Below are 15,475 nucleotides of genomic sequence, written 5' to 3' on the forward strand. Positions count from 1 at the left end.
CTGTTTTTTGTCTTGATACTTGTGTCTTAATTCATGGCTGAATAGGTTGTTTTTGTTTGTGCAATTGATTTTGGAGATGTTCTAACTCCACTCCTTTGGTCTCCGGCATGATAAACCAGACAAATCCCAGTTGCAAAGTCATCATGCCCAAGAAAATCAGGAAGATTTGGGAAGGTGCTAGGTTATCGATCAATACTGCTCCAAAGAGTGTGATCATGGCAGCAGCTCCCCAGTGAACTCCCGCACCGAAGGATTGCCCCATCGCTCTGACCTTGTTGGGAAAGATTTCTGAGATAAATACCCATATCACCGCCCCTTGTCCTATACCATGCGCTGCAATGAATATCAGGATACTTGTCAGAATGAATAGCGGAGAAGCACCATCATAAAAACCGTAACTGATCAGGCCTAAACTGATGATATAGCCAATGGATCCGATGAGCATCAATTGCTTCCTGCCGGTTTTGTCGATCAGGTACATCCCGATCAAGGTGAATACTAAATTGGTGCATCCAATGAATACAGCACCCAATAGTGAGGAAGAAGTTACAAAACCTGCCTTTTCCATGATTTCGGGAGCATAATAAAGGATGAAATTGATGCCGCTGAGCTGGTTGAATACCGCGATGATGCCAGCAAGAAGCAGTGGGAGTCTGTTTTTGGCAGAGAAGAGTTTCATTTTTTTTGATCGCAGTGAATCGCACTTAATGGACCATAATATCGGGTCGATATTGCCAGTAGTGATCTTTTTAAGGACCTTTTGTGCAGCAGGTTCATCCTTTCGCTTTAAGATCAACCACCGTGGGCTTTCAGGAATGTCCAGGATAAAGGCCAGGTAAATAATTGCCGGTACTATTTCAGCGGCCAGCATCCAGCGCCAGTCATTGTGGCCTCCTACTCCTTGAAGCAAATAGTTTGAAATGTAGGCTACCAAAATCCCCATGACAATATTGATTTGGTAAAGCCCTACTTGGCGGCCTCTTTTATAGGCTTGGGAGATCTCCGATACATAAGTGGGGGCTGCAATGGAACTGGCCCCAATGGCCATTCCTCCAACAAAGCGGTAGACAGAAAATACATAGGGATCTGTTGCCAGTGCTGTGCCTACGGCAGAAACCAAAAATAGTACTCCGATCCAAAACAGGGTGTTTTTCCGACCTATAAAGTGGCATGGGATTCCGCCCAACAAGGCGCCGATCACCGTGCCCCAAAGGGCCACGGACATGATGTAAAAGCCATGGAACCAATCAGAAGTTTGCCAAAGTGCTTTAAGTGGTAGATTGGCACCCGATATTACGACGGTATCAAAACCGAATAGAAATCCGGTGAGGGATACAATAAATGCGTAATAGGTGGTCAAATTCTTCACGTTTTTTGGGTTTTACTGTTGATAATAGCGCAAGGCAACCCTAGTGAATAACTGAAGATGGCCAGGAACTATTGATCTCAATCTAGGTGCGATGAGGGGAAATAATTTTTAATCCTGTGCCAAAATTTTATAATTTCAGATGACAGGCCAAAAACGGAGGAAAAAGTTACCTGGAAGTGTATTTGAGCCCCATTTTTTTAAAAAATCAAAAGGAACGAAGTTATTTCAATATTGTCTCAAATTTTCAAAATTGTACCAATTTTTTGAAAAAGAATGAACTAGTGTCAAGTCATCGCTTAAATGACGGATAAGGCGGTAGGGGATTTTGGGCTAGATCAAGGCACAAAAAACGCTAAGGAAGTCTTTTTGTAACATAGAGATAGATCAAAAGACACACCGGATTACACGTAGGTTTAGGTCTGCCCGCCGGCAAAGGCAAGCTCGACATGGCACTAGCCCTTTTTGCATTGGTCTCTAAACTCGGAAGGAGTGGTTCCGAAATAACTTTTAAAAGCAGTCGAAAAATAAGCCGATGTGGAGAAGCCTACCTGAAAGGCGATATCTGCAATGGGGGAGTCATTTTCAGCCATTAAGCGTTTGGCTTTTTTCATGCGTACCCGGTTGATATAATCGTTTACACTATATCCTAGCATCGCTTTTACTTTCCGGTACAGTTGTCCGCGAGAAAGCCCCATTTCTTCACAAATAGTATTCACTCCAAACTGCGGATTGCTGATGTGTTGTTCTATGATTGCATTGAAGGAATTGATGAATTTTTTATCGGTAGCGATTCCCGGGGATTTGGATTTTTCTATGGGGAGTTCATGGAGGTAATGCTCCCTTAATTTCTGCCTGTTGGCGAGTAGTGTTTTGATGCGCTCAAGCAGTAATGTAAAGCTGAAAGGTTTGGAAATATAGTCATCCACACCAAGTTTGATTCCTTCAATCCGTTCGTCCAGGGTACTTTTTGCGGTAATGACAATTATAGGGATATGGGATGTCCGAATGTCATCCTTGAGCTTTTTGATGATGTCAAAACCATTTCCTTGCTTAAGCATCAGGTCGCAAGTGATCAGGTCAGGAAGCTTGTCAAGTGCCTTGGCAATACCCACTTCAAAATTCTCCGCCTCCAGGATATTGTAATGAGTAGATAGTTGCTGGCAGAGGTACTGCCTTATCTCCTGATCGTCTTCTATGATCAAGAGCGTCTGCTCCTTGTCTTCCTTTGTACTGCTGGGCATGTTGGGAGCGACCTCTTCCAAAAAGCCAATGCTTTCTTCTGAGAAATACTGGGTAGCGGTGCCTTTTAGTACTTCCGTTTCGTTGAAATGAGCTTTTCCCATTTGTAAGGTCACCTCAAAGGAAGTGCCTATGCCGGGTGTGCTTTCCAGGTGGATCTCACCATGATGTAGTTCGATAAGTTCTTTTGAGAGTGCCAGGCCAATACCGCTACCGGTGGCAGAGTAGGTCCCTCCTTGATAAAAACGATCAAAAACATGGCTGGCATCTTGCTGGGACATGCCAGTGCCTGTATCCTCTACACGGATGCACACGTTATTGGAAAGCGGTTTTTCAGTGACTTTTACGATCACACTACCTTGATCAGGGGTAAACTTGAAGGCATTTGATAGCAGATTAAACATGACTTTGTCCAGCATCATGGGATCATACCATACCTTTAGGTTACGGTTATCAGCCAATAGCCTTAGCGTGATGTCATGCTTTTGGGCAGTTTTATCGAAGGAATTTATAATGTCCTGCAGAAATGGAATGAGTTCCTGCTCCACAGCTTTTACTTTCATTTTGGCATGGTCTATTTTTCGCAAGTCCATGAGCTGGTTTACCAGTCGCAGCAAGCGCATGGTGTTTTTACGGATGAGCAAAAGATCAGGCTTAAATGGGGCAGCCTCTTTATTGGCCAATAAATCTTCTACTGGAGCCTGTATGAGGGTTAGTGGAGTACGGAATTCATGGGAGATATTGGTAAAAAAGTCAAATTTTTGTTGCGTGGCTTCTTCCGCTTTTTGAGAAAGGCTGAGCACTTTGTCTTTTTGTTGCAGGATTTCATCGTTTTTATTTTTCAGCTCTTCGTTGATTTCTTGTTTTTCACGAAGGGATTTAAACACATAGGCGAGCGAAATGATGGCCACAAAAAGCGTCAAGCCAAATCCAAAAAGAAAAGTACGCTGGTTTCTGTAGATCTCCATTTGGACATCAATGCGCTCCTTTTGTCTCGTGATATTGTCTTGCTGGTCTATGATTTTATCCGTTTGCTGCTTCATGATACGGATATTGGTAGAGTCTACCACCGCAGTTTGGAGGATGTTTTCCTTTACTATTTGCTCATCAGCGAGGATTTTATGTGCGATTTCAATCGCAATATCACCACCAGTTGGATAGAGAAAAGTGGCGTCCAATATTCCGTCAGTTACGGCTTGGATTCCTCCATAAGGACCAGGAAGAGCATCCACACCGATAAACTTCATTTGTACGATATCTAAGTTTTTGCATATTTCATGTGCGCCAATGGCCATGACATCATTATGCCCAAAGATCAAGTCAAACTCAGGGAATTCGGCAGATTCGAGGTGCTGCATCAGCCTGTTTTTGGCGGTATCTTTTTCCCATTCACCTTTGATGCTGGTAACGATTTCTATATCCGAATCCTGAAAGCCTTTCAGTAAACCTCTATGCCTTTCCTTTGCCGGAGAGCTTCCCTGTAGTCCCCATATCTCCAATACCCGTCCTTGTCCTTTCAGCAGGTTTCTGATGTACTGTCCAGCCGTATGACCCACATCATAATTGTCACCACCGACATAAGCAGTATAGAGGTTAGAACTTATCTTTCTGTCTATCACGATGACAGGAATACCACTTTGGAAAGCTTCTTCCACAATTGGAGTGATGGGTTCTGATTCATTAGGTGAAACGATCAGCAAATCAATGCCTTCATCCAAAAATTCCCTGATTTGTTTGATTTGCGTGGCATTGTCTCCTTTGGCATCTTTGATTTCCAGTGAGAGTTCAGGGTAGAAGCTAAGTTCACGATACATTTCTTGGTGCATCGCCCTTCTCCATGCATCGCCGCTTACACACTGTGAAAAACCAATTTTGTAGGTGGCATGGTCTTTTTCTGAGCTACAGGAAAAGAATACGGCTACAAGAAGTAAAACTAGTAAAAGTTGAATCTTCATAAGATGAAATTGAGGTTATTTCAATCAGTAAACAAATATGCAAAAAATGAGCAATAGGCTTTAATATTTCAAATAAAAAGGCCGCTTCCTAAGCGGCCTTTCGAATATTTTATTTAATAAAATAGCTGTTTATTTGTCCTCCTCTTCGGAGTCTTCCGTATGATCTTCCTCTTCACTTACTTCTTCTTTGATTTCTATATCCTCCTCGGAATGCTCGTCTTCGATCGTGGTTTCGTCTTCTACGGCCTCTTCTTCCTCCTCTTCATGAGTGTGGTTTTGTTGATTTTCTGCCCGGGCTTCATCCCTTCTTTGCTGATCAGCCTTCACTTCACTGACAGGCTTAAGGTGAGAAGGTGGTGGCGGTAACAATTCTTCGTCCTCACTTTCATAGGGGAAGATTTCTACGATAGGACTTTCGTTGATGTCTGGAACACGGAAGGTCACCAGCATATTGCTCAGGCTTTCGTGAATGCGCTCATAAGCCTCTTTCACATCGTGAGCCGTAACCAGCATGTATTGGGTGACCTTTTTTTCTTTTCCGCTGTCGGCATCGGCCACGACATAGGTGATCTTACACTTGTGCCACAGATCGATGTCATCATAAAAGAACACATCCACGATATTACTTTTGCTGATATTGGTCACTTGGAAATCCCCCCGGATGACACTTCCCAGCATATCATAAATCCGGGCTTCTGCTTCTGTAAATGATACCGCATCGATGAGGTATTGTTCCGTTACATTTTTAAGCAGTCCCTGCTCATTTTCTTTCGCGTACTTTACTTTACACAAAAACCAAGTTCTCATTTTTTCCTTCTTTTTGCTATTCGGAGGGCTAAGGTAACACCTAATCAATAAAGCCCAAATAGAAAATTTTAATATTTTAATAGTCTTTCAGAAGTGCATGAAAATCTTCTAGATCCCCGTAAAAATAAACCATACCATATAGGGATTTTCCAATGCCAGAAACGGCTATTTTTGCCCCGGACATGTAATCTTACTGCCTATTAAAGATCCTGTCAAAGCTTGCCCAGGGCAAACGCATTTAGGATTAATTTCGTGTAGGGCAGCTATCATCCGTGCCGCTGGCACTCCTTCTGGAGGCTGATGAGTGCTTAACGTCCTGCGGATGAATCCGCAGGTTACTAAATTTATCGTGCCGCTGGCACTTTACCACAGTTTGTACATTAGGAATAGCAGCAACCTCTCCCTGCAAATACTGAAAGAGCACGAGCATCAGTTGGTCTAAAGGACGAATAATCCACCGCACCTATCTGCCCAAGTGGGGAGAATGGTTTAGATAAGTTTATGTATATTCGTAACGCAACACTTAGCCTCGGAGAAACGAAGTATTCACTGTGAGTCCATTATTCGGCCTTTGGAGCATTCGGTTTTGGGACAGTTGATGGGGGCGTTAAGAAAATGAGTTAGCTCGGGCAGTGGACAAGCGAGATCCACTCATTTTTAGCCCATAGCAACTGGCACAAAATCAAATTAAGGCAAACGAATTCGTACTCATAAACCTAACCACTTAATGCGAAGAATGCTCCATGGCCTAGATTTTTTGCCTACTTTTTCATCAATGGAAAAAGTAGGAAAGTCCAATAAAGCATATGAAGCTAAATTCCATAGGAACGGCAGATATATTCAAATTGGAACACTTTTTTAAATGCGTTCGCCCTGAAAGCCTGCCTGACAAATTTTCAACAATCTATTAAAAAAGTGTATATTAACTTCTAAAATATACCATTTATGTGGAATAATATTGTGCATAGTTTTCCGATACTATTGCTTAAGTTACACCTGAAAAAAAACTTGGCATTGGTGGGGATTTGGGTGCTTTTGGTCCTGATTTTTTCGGATAATTTCGGTAAAGTTCTGGGGATTCCCTATTTGTTTTTGGATCCTGAGTACCTAAATAGTGTTTCATGGATGGGATTTTTTATGATGGGGATTGCGTTTGCCGTTTTTACCATGGCTTTTCATATGACCACTTATATTATGGATGCTGCCAGGTTCCAGTTTTTGGCGGCCCTATCCAGACCATTTATTCGGTTTTGTGTAAACAATAGCCTTATACCATTGGTGGTTTACCTGATCTATATCGTGAACGTGATCACCTTTCAGGTGGACAATATCAGTGAGGATGGTTGGGGAATATTTGGGTATCTTCTAGGCTTTATCGGTGGAAATTTGCTGATGTACATAATGATGTTTGGTTATTTTGCTTTGACCAATAAGGATTTTTTTGTCATGTTCACCGATAGTTTGGACAAGCAATTACGGAAAGTAAAAGTGTCCCGGGCCAATGTCATCAAACGGTACAAAGACATGAAAAAGGCCAAAGATACAGTGGATACCTACTTGGATATTGACCTGAAGTTTAAAAAAGTACGGGAAGATTTGTCCAGGTTTGAGGGGCATAAACTGCTGAAGGTGTTTGACCAAAATCACCTTAATCTGGTGATAATCGGCGTGATATTAGTCGCTATTATCCTTTTCTTGGGTTTTTTTAGAGATTATAAATTTTTACAATTCCCTGCTGCGATGAGCGTTTTGCTTATATTGTCTGTATTGACCTTGATGGTCGGTGCACTCACATTTTGGCTGAGGAGCTGGTCCACATTTGTAGTGGTATTGTTCTTTTTACTGTTGAATGCCAGTTCGAAAACCGAGTGGCTAAACCGACCTCATACGGCATTGGGGATGGATTATAAGGTGGAAAAAGCACCTTATAATTTACATAGGATGCAGTCGCTTCTCCATCCGGACACTTTGGAGAAGGACAAGAAAAAAACCTTGGAGATATTGGAAAATTGGCGTGCAAAGTTCCCAAAAGGAGAGAAGCCGAAGATGTTGCTCATTGCCTGTAGTGGAGGTGGACAGCGGGCGGCTTTGTGGACGCTGCATGTGCTGCAGCAGATGCACCTGCGGAGTGAGGGAAGGTTTATGCCCCATACTCAGCTGATTACAGGGGCTTCTGGTGGAGCGGTGGGGGCAGCTTTCTTTAGGGAATTGTACCTGCGGTGTCAAGATGATCCTTCTATACACCTTGCGGATCAAAAGTATCTTAGGCAGATTTCTTCTGATAACCTTAACCCCATTATTTTTACGTTGATGGTCAATGACCTGCTGATCCGAAACCAGTATGTGAAATACAATGGGAGGTATTATTTACAGGATAGGGGGTATGCTTTTGAAAACCAGTTGAATATCAATACCGGTAAAGTGCTCGACAAGCCGCTTCATGCTTATGCTGAGCCTGAGTATCGGTCAAAGATCCCGATGATGCCCGTGGCGCCGCTGATTGTAAATGACGGACGTAAACTGTACATTTCTCCTCATCATGTGAGCTATATGTGTGTGTCCGAAGATCCCAATTTGGCAATAGATGAAAAAAGCCAAGCCATTGATTTTTTGAGGTTTTACGATCAGCAAGGAGGGAATGACTTGCGGTTTATTAGTGCACTGCGGATGGGGGCTACTTTTCCTTTTATAACACCCAATATCCAACTCCCTTCTGATCCCCAAATGGAAATTATGGATTCTGGATTGTCCGATAATTTTGGGGTGAAGGACGCCTTGAGATTTATCAGTGTTTTTGAAGATTGGATGGAAGCGAACACCTCTGGGGTAGTCCTAGTGACGATAAGGGATTCTGAGAAAAACCTGGAAATCGAAAATAAGACCCCGCCTACGATCTTACAAAAGCTGATCACGCCCTTGAAAAATATTTATATAAACTGGGATAATGTGCAGACCATCAATAATGAAACGATGTTTAACTACATGAAATCTAACGTGGGGTTTGAGCTGGACCGAATAGAGTTTGAGTATTCGACGAAGGATTTTCTAGAACGGCACGGCCCTACCAACGCTTCGGGGGAGATAGATAACAAAGAACTGGATGTTCAGCGCGCCTCCCTCAACTGGCGGCTGACAGCAAGGGAAAAGCGCGATATTTTGGATTGTATCGGAAGCCTGCAGAACCAACGATCCCTTGATCGCCTTTCGCAACTATTTTCCCAGCATTGATAAAATCAGTTGGGATTTATCTTTTCAGAAAGGGGACAATTATGGATTTATTGGCTACCAGTGCCTGTTTTTCCTTAAGTCAATCCTTTTCTCCAATGGCTTTTTCGAATTCACTGAGTCCATCAGGTTTCCCCACTACATATACGATATCTCCGAATTTCAATTTTGTATCTCCATCAATATGGGAGGTAGTTTGGCCTTCGCGTTTTAGCGCCACCAAGTTGACACCAAGGGTTTCGCGCAGGTTAACTTTCTTGAGAGGTTTATTGATGTATGAGCCGCTGTCCCTGTCCACTTTTAGCGAGACGAAATTGATTTCGGGAAGATCGATGTTCAGCCTGTCACGGCCTCTATTCTGGGTAGCACGAAACATCTCATAATTGTGCGACCTTACTTCTTCGGTAAAATCTTCGATATCATCTTTGGCGATAAGGTACTTGTTCAGCACCCGCGTAAAAATCTCAATGGAGGTTTCGAATTCCTCCGGAATTACTTCATTAGCACCCATGGAGAGGTTTGCGGCAATCTCGTTGACATATCGGGTGCGGACGATGATGGAGGCATTTTGGGTGAGGAGCCTGATGGCCGTGATGATGCTTTTGGTGGCGTCTGAATTGGAAATGGCAATCACCACTACGCGTGACAAATGGATATTCACGTGCTTGAGCACCATTTCATTAGAGGCATCACCATAAATGATGGGCTCTCCTTTTTCTCCTTCCGTCCGTACGGTTTCAGGATTCATTTCAATTATGGCATAAGGGATTTTTGCCCTTTTGGCAGCTTTGGAAAGGTTTCGGCCATTTAAGCCATAGCCGATGATGACCAGGTGGTCGGACATTTCTTCCCCCTCCATGTTGGCCATGGAGATATTGCCAGTGGGAGTGGTGAGGTGCGTTTTTAATCTTTGCGGGAGCGGAGCATCCAGCATTTTAAAGGCCAGTTTTTCCCTGTTTTTGAGGACAAAGGGGGTGATGGCCATGGTCAAAATAGATACGGCCAAGAAATATTGGTAGTGGGTTTGGTCAATCAGGCCAATTTCTACCCCTTCTTGTGCCAGCAATAGGGAAAATTCACCGATTTGGAAAATGGAAAAGCCTACAATAAAGGCTTCCTTAAAATCAATGCCTATAGAGCGTACAGCGATGACGGTCATGGTGAATTTAAAAACCAATACCAGCAACAGTATGCCCAGGATGATTTCAATATGTGAGAAAAGAAAGGTAACGTCAAATAACATGCCCACCGATACGAAGAAAAAGCTGAGAAAAATTTCCCTAAAGGGGAGGATCTTTCCAGTAGCATGATGGCTGTACTCTGATTCGCTGATGATCAATCCGGCCAAAAAAGCTCCCAAGCCTAGCGAAAGTCCCATTAGTGAGGTGAGAAAGGCTACGCTGAAACAAATCACGATAATGCTCAAGAGAAAAAGCTCTTCGTTTCTGGTTTTGGCCACCCAAAAGAGCAATTGCGGAATCAGGTATTTGGCAGATAGGATGGTGAAAAGTATTACCAATCCACCTTTAATTGCCATAAAAAACAGTGAAAGCAACACATTGTCCGATTCGCCGGCCAGCATAGGTGTAAACAGCATCATCGGTACAATAATGATGTCTTGGAAAATTAAAATGGCTAAAATGGTTTTGCCCGAGAGGTTGTTTACCTGCCCCGTTTCCTGAAGGAGCTTTAGGACTATGGCCGTACTGCTTAATGCCAGCAAAAAGCCAAAGAAAACGGCAACATTCCAATCAAATCCGAAGAAATAGGCCGTAATAGTAGCGGTCAATATGGTGAGAGCCACCTGAAGGGAGCCGCCTATAAAGACAGCCTTTTTAATAGACATCAGGCTTTTTAGCGAAAACTCCATGCCGATGACAAAGAGCAGTAGGATGATGCCTATTTCACTGAGCACATCTACTGTTGCGGATGCATTCACCAAGGATAGTCCATATGGGCCGGCAATGGTACCTGTCAGTAAAAAACCAATGATGGTGGGGATTTTCAGCCGTGTAAACAGCATGATTACCAAAGTCGCCAATCCGAAGATGATGACTATTTCAGGTAGCATGGGGATTTCTGCCGAAGCTAGTAATGTCGTAATCATATATAATCGATGAGGTAATTAAAAAGCTTTTTTAAAAATACAATAACAATATTGATTTCCACTGCTTAAATTAAAAATTGCTTTCAATAAGAAAAGCCAAACTGTTTGTAAATAAAGTGCATCAACCAAGCTGGGCCGATCAACAGAAATTGGATGTCCTTTAAGAACGAAGGTTTTTTCCCTTCTATTTTATGACCTAAGAACTGTAGTACCCATGAAAAGAAAAATATGATCAAACACACTGTCCACAGCGGAATAGGAACGACAATGGTAATAAAATTGGCCAGGAACAAGCAAAGGGCAGAAAACAGGAACATTCCCAGGGCCAAGGGCGGGGATAGGGAGTAATAATAGAACAAGACGACGATCAAAACGATCGTGGCCCAATTGGCAAAGGAACCCATATGATCCTGTAGAAAGCTGATGGGGCCTGCAGGGATACTGTATATAAGTCCTACCACGCTAAAGAATATTGCAGGAACACAAAACCAATGAATCATTTTATTGGTCTGATTTTGATGGCTTACCCCATATTCTTCTAATAATTGGTCAATTTTTCTTATGTTAGTTTGCTCCATGGTCTATTGGGATATAAAACAATCGTATTCCAGATCAATAATTTAATAATTCTTCATGTAAAAGGCACAAAATTAGAGAAATATGTTAAGCTATTGGGAGAAGAAGAACCTTATTCAATATGATTTGATAATTGTGGGGGCTGGTTTTGTGGGATTGTCCACGGCCATTCACTACAAGGAAAAATACCCGGGAAGATCAGTATTGGTATTGGAAAGGGGCGTGTTTCCCAGTGGTGCCAGCACCAGAAATGCAGGATTTGCCTGTTTTGGCAGTTTGAGCGAGATCGCAGAGGATTTAGAAAATTTCCAGGAAGATGAAGTTTTTGAGTTGGTGACCAAAAGAAGGATGGGGATCAAAAATATCAGGAGTGTTTTTGGCGATGAAGCCATAGATTATAGCTCATGTGGTGGCTTTGACCTGATCAGAGAGCAAGAAGCGCATTATATGGAGAAGGTCGATACCATCAATGCCCTGCTCAGCCCTGTTTTTGGTACCAATGTCTTTGAAGAAGTGTCGGATCGTAAGGCCTATGGCTTTTCGGATAATATCCTTCATTTGGTTAAGAATAAGTTTGAGGGGCAGCTGGATCCTGCCAAATATATTCAATGTCTCTGGAAGCGATGTCGGGAAATGAACATTCAGATCCTGACAGGCGCGGAGGTGAAAAAGTTGGATGAGCAAAATTGCAGGGCCTATGTGCATTCTTTTTACGACGAGGAAATCGCTTTTCAGAGTAGGATCATGGCCCTATGCTCCAATGCTTTCATTGGCCAACTACTGGAGGGAGAGGATGTGAATATCCGTCCTGGAAGGGGGATGATCATGGTCAGCGACCCGATAAAGGACATGGCCCTAAAAGGAACTTTTCATATGGAAAAGGGCTATGTTTATTTTAGGAATGTGGATGGACGGCTTTTGGTAGGGGGAGGCAGGAATATCTCCGAACAGGATGAAATTACCACCGAAAGGGGCATCAACGAGGAGATCAAAGCCTACCTTCAGGAAATTACCGAAAATACGATTTTGCCCAATAGAATTATTTCGTGGGATATGGAGTGGTCAGGAACCATGGCTTTTGGGGATTCCAAAAAACCCATTATTCGTCAGATTTCTCCGCGAGTGGCGGTAGGCGTTCGCCTTGGAGGCATGGGAGTGGCATTGGGTTGGGAAACCGGAAAAGAGTTAGCTAGTTTACTCAGTGACTGAATAAATGATAATTTTTGCTAATTTTAGAGTTCCTAATAGAAAGATAGGATTAAACAGAAAACCTTGTTTTCTTTAAAATCGCCTTTCTGTTTAGTTTGGGGCAGTATCATATAGCTCCAGTTTGGCAGGTTCCGACCTGGTTGCTTAGCTAGCTTACCATAAGGAGCGCAGTCCAAAATCAAGTGTAATGAACTGAGTGGGAGATTTATGGGAGTATTAATCCCCTTATGATTTGGCTCTATAAAGCCGTAAACTTTATTGTAAATTCACATCAATGACGAAACCTCAACAAAAAGCAAGCCTAGGGGAGGCAATGATTCCCATATTATTTCTTATTATTTTATTGGTCATTAACATCCGGGTGTTTGGAACCGATAGCTTGTCCGGTTCGAATCAGATGGTGTTGATTCTTTCCTCCAGTGTGGCATCGTTGATCGCAATATTTCGGTTAAAGATGAGTTGGGAAACCCTCCAAAAGGGAATTGTAAACAGCATTGGAGCGGCGATGCCTTCGATCCTGATTTTGTTGTTGATTGGCGCATTGGCGGGGACTTGGTTACTGAGCGGGATTGTTCCAGCGATGATTTATTATGGGTTAAAGATCCTTAGCCCAGGGATATTCTTGTTGGCAGCTTGTGTGGTAAGTGCAATTGTTTCCATCGCCACAGGTAGCAGTTGGACCACAGTGGCGACAGTGGGAGTAGCCTTGTTGGGAATAGGAAGAGCCTTGGGCTTCGAAGAAGGGGTGATTGCTGGAGCGATCATCTCAGGAGCTTATTTTGGGGATAAAATGTCGCCGCTTTCAGATACGACTAATCTCGCGCCAGCAATGGCAGGGACGGACCTGTTTACCCATATCCGGCACATGACCAAAACGACGGTTCCTTCCATTTTGATAACATTGATCATTTTGGGAATACTAGGTTTTACCATAGATGTGAGTGGTTCAGTAGAGCAAGTAAAAGGGATTTCCGAAGTCATCTCAGATAAGTTTAACATCACAGGCTGGTTGTTTTTAGTCCCGGCATTGGTATTGGGCATGATCATCAAGAAGGTGCCAGCAGTACCCGCCTTGCTTGCAGGAGCATTGCTGGGGGGCGTTTTTGCGGTGGTTTTCCAGCCACAGATCATTGAAGGTATTGCTGGGGAACCTGGAGCCAGCTATACCTATCAGTCGTTTAAGGCTGTGATGATGTCGCTATATGGAGATATAAGTATTTCCACCTCCAATGCGATGGTAAACGAACTGCTTTCCACCGGCGGCATGGCTGGGATGTTGTTCACCATTTGGCTGATCATCTCGGCCATGATATTTGGCGGGGTGATGGAAGAAAGCGGAATGCTGCTAGTGATCGCTGAGGCGGTCATTAGAAAGGTGCATTCCTTGGGCTCATTGATTGCTTCGACCGCTGCGACTTGTGTATTCTTTAACCTCACGACTTCAGATCAATATTTGGCCATATTAGTACCGGGGAGAATGTATGCAGATATTTATAAGAAAAGAGGACTTAAAGGAGAAAACCTTAGCCGGACATTGGAAGATAGTGCTACGGTAACTTCCGTGTTGGTGCCATGGAATACTTGTGGAGCCACACAAGCTTCTGTGCTTGGAGTGGCCACTTTGACATATGCTCCTTATTGTTTTTTTAATATCATCAGTCCATTTATGACTGTCTTGTACGGATACCTTAAGCTTGGTATCAATTATTATTCGGAAGAAGAAATGAGAGAAATCCAAAAAGAACTGGCCGTATGATTCCATATAAAATTAGTAAAGACGAAGTCAATGAACTTCCCTTGGGGCATTTTGAAGGAGAGATTGTGTTGATTGAGGATGAGAATCTGATTCCTGAGGCAGTAGAAGAGTTAAGGAAGTATTCAAAGATCGGATTTGATACCGAAACAAGGCCTTCTTTTAGGAAGGGAGTGCACCATGATGTTTCGCTATTGCAGCTATCTACTCCAGACAAAGCCTTTTTGTTTCGGCTAAACCACGTGGGCTTTCCCAGCTCAGTCAGGAGTATTTTGGAAGATCCCAACCGGGTGAAAATCGGTGCAGCTGTTCGCGATGATATCAAGGCACTTAAAAAATTGGAACCTTCTTTTAGCCAAGCGAGTTTCTTTGACCTAAATGAAGAGCTGAAGAAAGTAGGTTTTCACAATGTAGGTGTCAGGAACTTGAGCGCAATGGTACTCAATATCCGTATATCCAAGTCCGAGCAAGTGTCCAACTGGGAGGCTGAGGAGTTGACGCCAAAACAGCAATTGTATGCCGCTACAGATGCTTGGGCCTGCTTGGAGGTTTTTAATGCACTCTACCAAAAAGGCTATCTGGACGACTTGTTTTCTAACCAGACTTCTTGAAAGAAGAAATCTCCTCAAGTTGGGCGGTGACCTCTCCCCACAGCTTCTCTCTAATGCTAAGTGTCATGCTACAGGTATTGTCAAAATCCTGCTTGATAATTTGAAGATCATAGTCTTTTATCAGGCGCATGACATCGTTCATGTCCAGGTAATCAAATCGAAAACGGATCTTTTTGGTGACGACGGCGGTGATGATTTCATTTGCTGAGATGGCCTCGGCGGCGGCAGTTTTATAGGCCGTGATAAGTCCACCTACACCAAGTTTGGTTCCTCCAAAATAGCGCACTACCACAATCAATACATTACTGAGTTCGTGTGAGCGTATCTGTCCTAGAATGGGGTCACCAGCAGAGTGATTGGGCTCTCCATCATCATTGGCACGGAATTGGGATTGGTCTCGGCCAAGCATATAGGCATAGCAATGGTGACGGGCATCGTAGTACTTTTTTTTCAAGGCCTCTAATCTTTCCTTGATTTCATCTTCATCCTGAACGGGATAAGCAAAAGCCAAAAATTTACTTCCTTTTTCTTTATACAAACCCTCTGAATCGGACTTTAAGGTCAAAAAGGTATCTTCCATTTTCTTTGTCGGTTTAATGCTACGCCTTAGGTGCTGCCAAAAGT

The 15,475-nt window shown here is 43.1% G+C and carries 10 protein-coding genes; 4 read left to right on the forward strand and 6 right to left on the reverse strand.

Features of this window, described 5'->3' with window-relative positions; genetic code table 11:
- Positions 1 to 31 precede the first annotated feature (31 nt).
- The 3 genes from FDP09_RS13155 to FDP09_RS13165 all read right to left on the reverse strand — a co-directional run bounded on the left by FDP09_RS13155 (position 32) and on the right by FDP09_RS13165 (position 5,370).
- Complete coding sequence (locus FDP09_RS13155) at positions 32 to 1,369, reverse strand: sugar porter family MFS transporter (RefSeq protein WP_137403105.1); 1,338 nt, start codon at positions 1,367 to 1,369, stop codon at positions 32 to 34.
- Between the two features lie 452 nt (positions 1,370 to 1,821).
- Positions 1,822 to 4,563 (reverse strand): hybrid sensor histidine kinase/response regulator transcription factor, encoded by a 2,742-nt coding sequence (locus FDP09_RS13160; RefSeq protein ID WP_137403106.1) that lies wholly within the window; start codon positions 4,561 to 4,563, stop codon positions 1,822 to 1,824.
- A gap of 129 nt (positions 4,564 to 4,692) precedes the next feature.
- Positions 4,693 to 5,370, reverse strand: a complete 678-nt coding sequence (locus FDP09_RS13165) for a DUF4494 domain-containing protein (RefSeq protein ID WP_137403107.1) — start codon at positions 5,368 to 5,370, stop codon at positions 4,693 to 4,695.
- Positions 5,371 to 6,315: 945 nt separating this feature from the next.
- Here FDP09_RS13165 and FDP09_RS13170 point away from each other — a divergent pair.
- The gene (locus FDP09_RS13170) at positions 6,316 to 8,598 is read left to right on the forward strand and encodes a patatin-like phospholipase family protein (RefSeq protein ID WP_137403108.1); all 2,283 of its coding nucleotides are present in this window, start codon (positions 6,316 to 6,318) and stop codon (positions 8,596 to 8,598) included.
- A gap of 79 nt (positions 8,599 to 8,677) precedes the next feature.
- Here the strand turns inward: FDP09_RS13170 and FDP09_RS13175 are convergent, their stop codons facing one another.
- Positions 8,678 to 10,702 carry a cation:proton antiporter gene (locus FDP09_RS13175; RefSeq protein WP_187328670.1) on the reverse strand — a complete coding sequence of 675 codons (2,025 nt, stop codon included), beginning with the start codon at positions 10,700 to 10,702 and terminating at the stop codon, positions 8,678 to 8,680.
- A gap of 83 nt (positions 10,703 to 10,785) precedes the next feature.
- On the reverse strand, positions 10,786 to 11,265 hold the full coding sequence (locus tag FDP09_RS13180) for an Mpo1 family 2-hydroxy fatty acid dioxygenase (RefSeq protein WP_137405029.1): 480 nt from the start codon (positions 11,263 to 11,265) through the stop codon (positions 10,786 to 10,788).
- 97 nt (positions 11,266 to 11,362) lie between these two features.
- On the opposite strand from FDP09_RS13180, the gene FDP09_RS13185 reads away from it, so the two are divergent.
- The 3 genes from FDP09_RS13185 (at position 11,363) to FDP09_RS13195 (ending at position 14,851) form a co-directional block, all read left to right on the forward strand.
- Positions 11,363 to 12,487, forward strand: coding sequence for an NAD(P)/FAD-dependent oxidoreductase (locus tag FDP09_RS13185; protein ID WP_137403109.1), 1,125 nt, complete (start codon positions 11,363 to 11,365; stop codon positions 12,485 to 12,487).
- A gap of 274 nt (positions 12,488 to 12,761) precedes the next feature.
- Entirely contained in the window at positions 12,762 to 14,243 is a 1,482-nt protein-coding gene (gene nhaC, locus FDP09_RS13190; protein WP_137403110.1) for a Na+/H+ antiporter NhaC, read from the forward strand.
- Positions 14,240 to 14,851 (forward strand): 3'-5' exonuclease, encoded by a 612-nt coding sequence (locus FDP09_RS13195; RefSeq protein WP_137403111.1) that lies wholly within the window; start codon positions 14,240 to 14,242, stop codon positions 14,849 to 14,851. Before nhaC ends, FDP09_RS13195 begins: the two co-directional genes overlap by 4 nt.
- On the opposite strand, the gene FDP09_RS13200 is transcribed toward FDP09_RS13195, so the two are convergent.
- Positions 14,835 to 15,431, reverse strand: a complete 597-nt coding sequence (locus FDP09_RS13200) for an IMPACT family protein (protein WP_137403112.1) — start codon at positions 15,429 to 15,431, stop codon at positions 14,835 to 14,837. The genes FDP09_RS13195 and FDP09_RS13200 overlap by 17 nt on opposite strands.
- Between the last annotated feature and the right edge of the window lie 44 nt (positions 15,432 to 15,475).

The sequence above is a fragment of the Echinicola rosea genome (genome assembly GCF_005281475.1).
GTDB classification, from domain to species: domain Bacteria; phylum Bacteroidota; class Bacteroidia; order Cytophagales; family Cyclobacteriaceae; genus Echinicola; species Echinicola rosea.

Bases quoted from the DNA above. Each gene is read 5' to 3' on its own strand.
- FDP09_RS13160 (WP_137403106.1), bottom strand. From the start codon at position 4,563: ATGAAGATTCAACTTTTACTAGTTTTACTTCTTGTAGCCGTATTCTTT.
- FDP09_RS13165 (WP_137403107.1), bottom strand. From the start codon at position 5,370: ATGAGAACTTGGTTTTTGTGTAAAGTAAAGTACGCGAAAGAAAATGAG.
- FDP09_RS13170 (WP_137403108.1), top strand. From the start codon at position 6,316: ATGTGGAATAATATTGTGCATAGTTTTCCGATACTATTGCTTAAGTTA.
- FDP09_RS13175 (WP_187328670.1), bottom strand. From the start codon at position 10,702: ATGATTACGACATTACTAGCTTCGGCAGAAATCCCCATGCTACCTGAA.
- FDP09_RS13185 (WP_137403109.1), top strand. From the start codon at position 11,363: ATGTTAAGCTATTGGGAGAAGAAGAACCTTATTCAATATGATTTGATA.
- nhaC (WP_137403110.1), top strand. From the start codon at position 12,762: ATGACGAAACCTCAACAAAAAGCAAGCCTAGGGGAGGCAATGATTCCC.
- FDP09_RS13195 (WP_137403111.1), top strand. From the start codon at position 14,240: ATGATTCCATATAAAATTAGTAAAGACGAAGTCAATGAACTTCCCTTG.
- FDP09_RS13200 (WP_137403112.1), bottom strand. From the start codon at position 15,431: ATGGAAGATACCTTTTTGACCTTAAAGTCCGATTCAGAGGGTTTGTAT.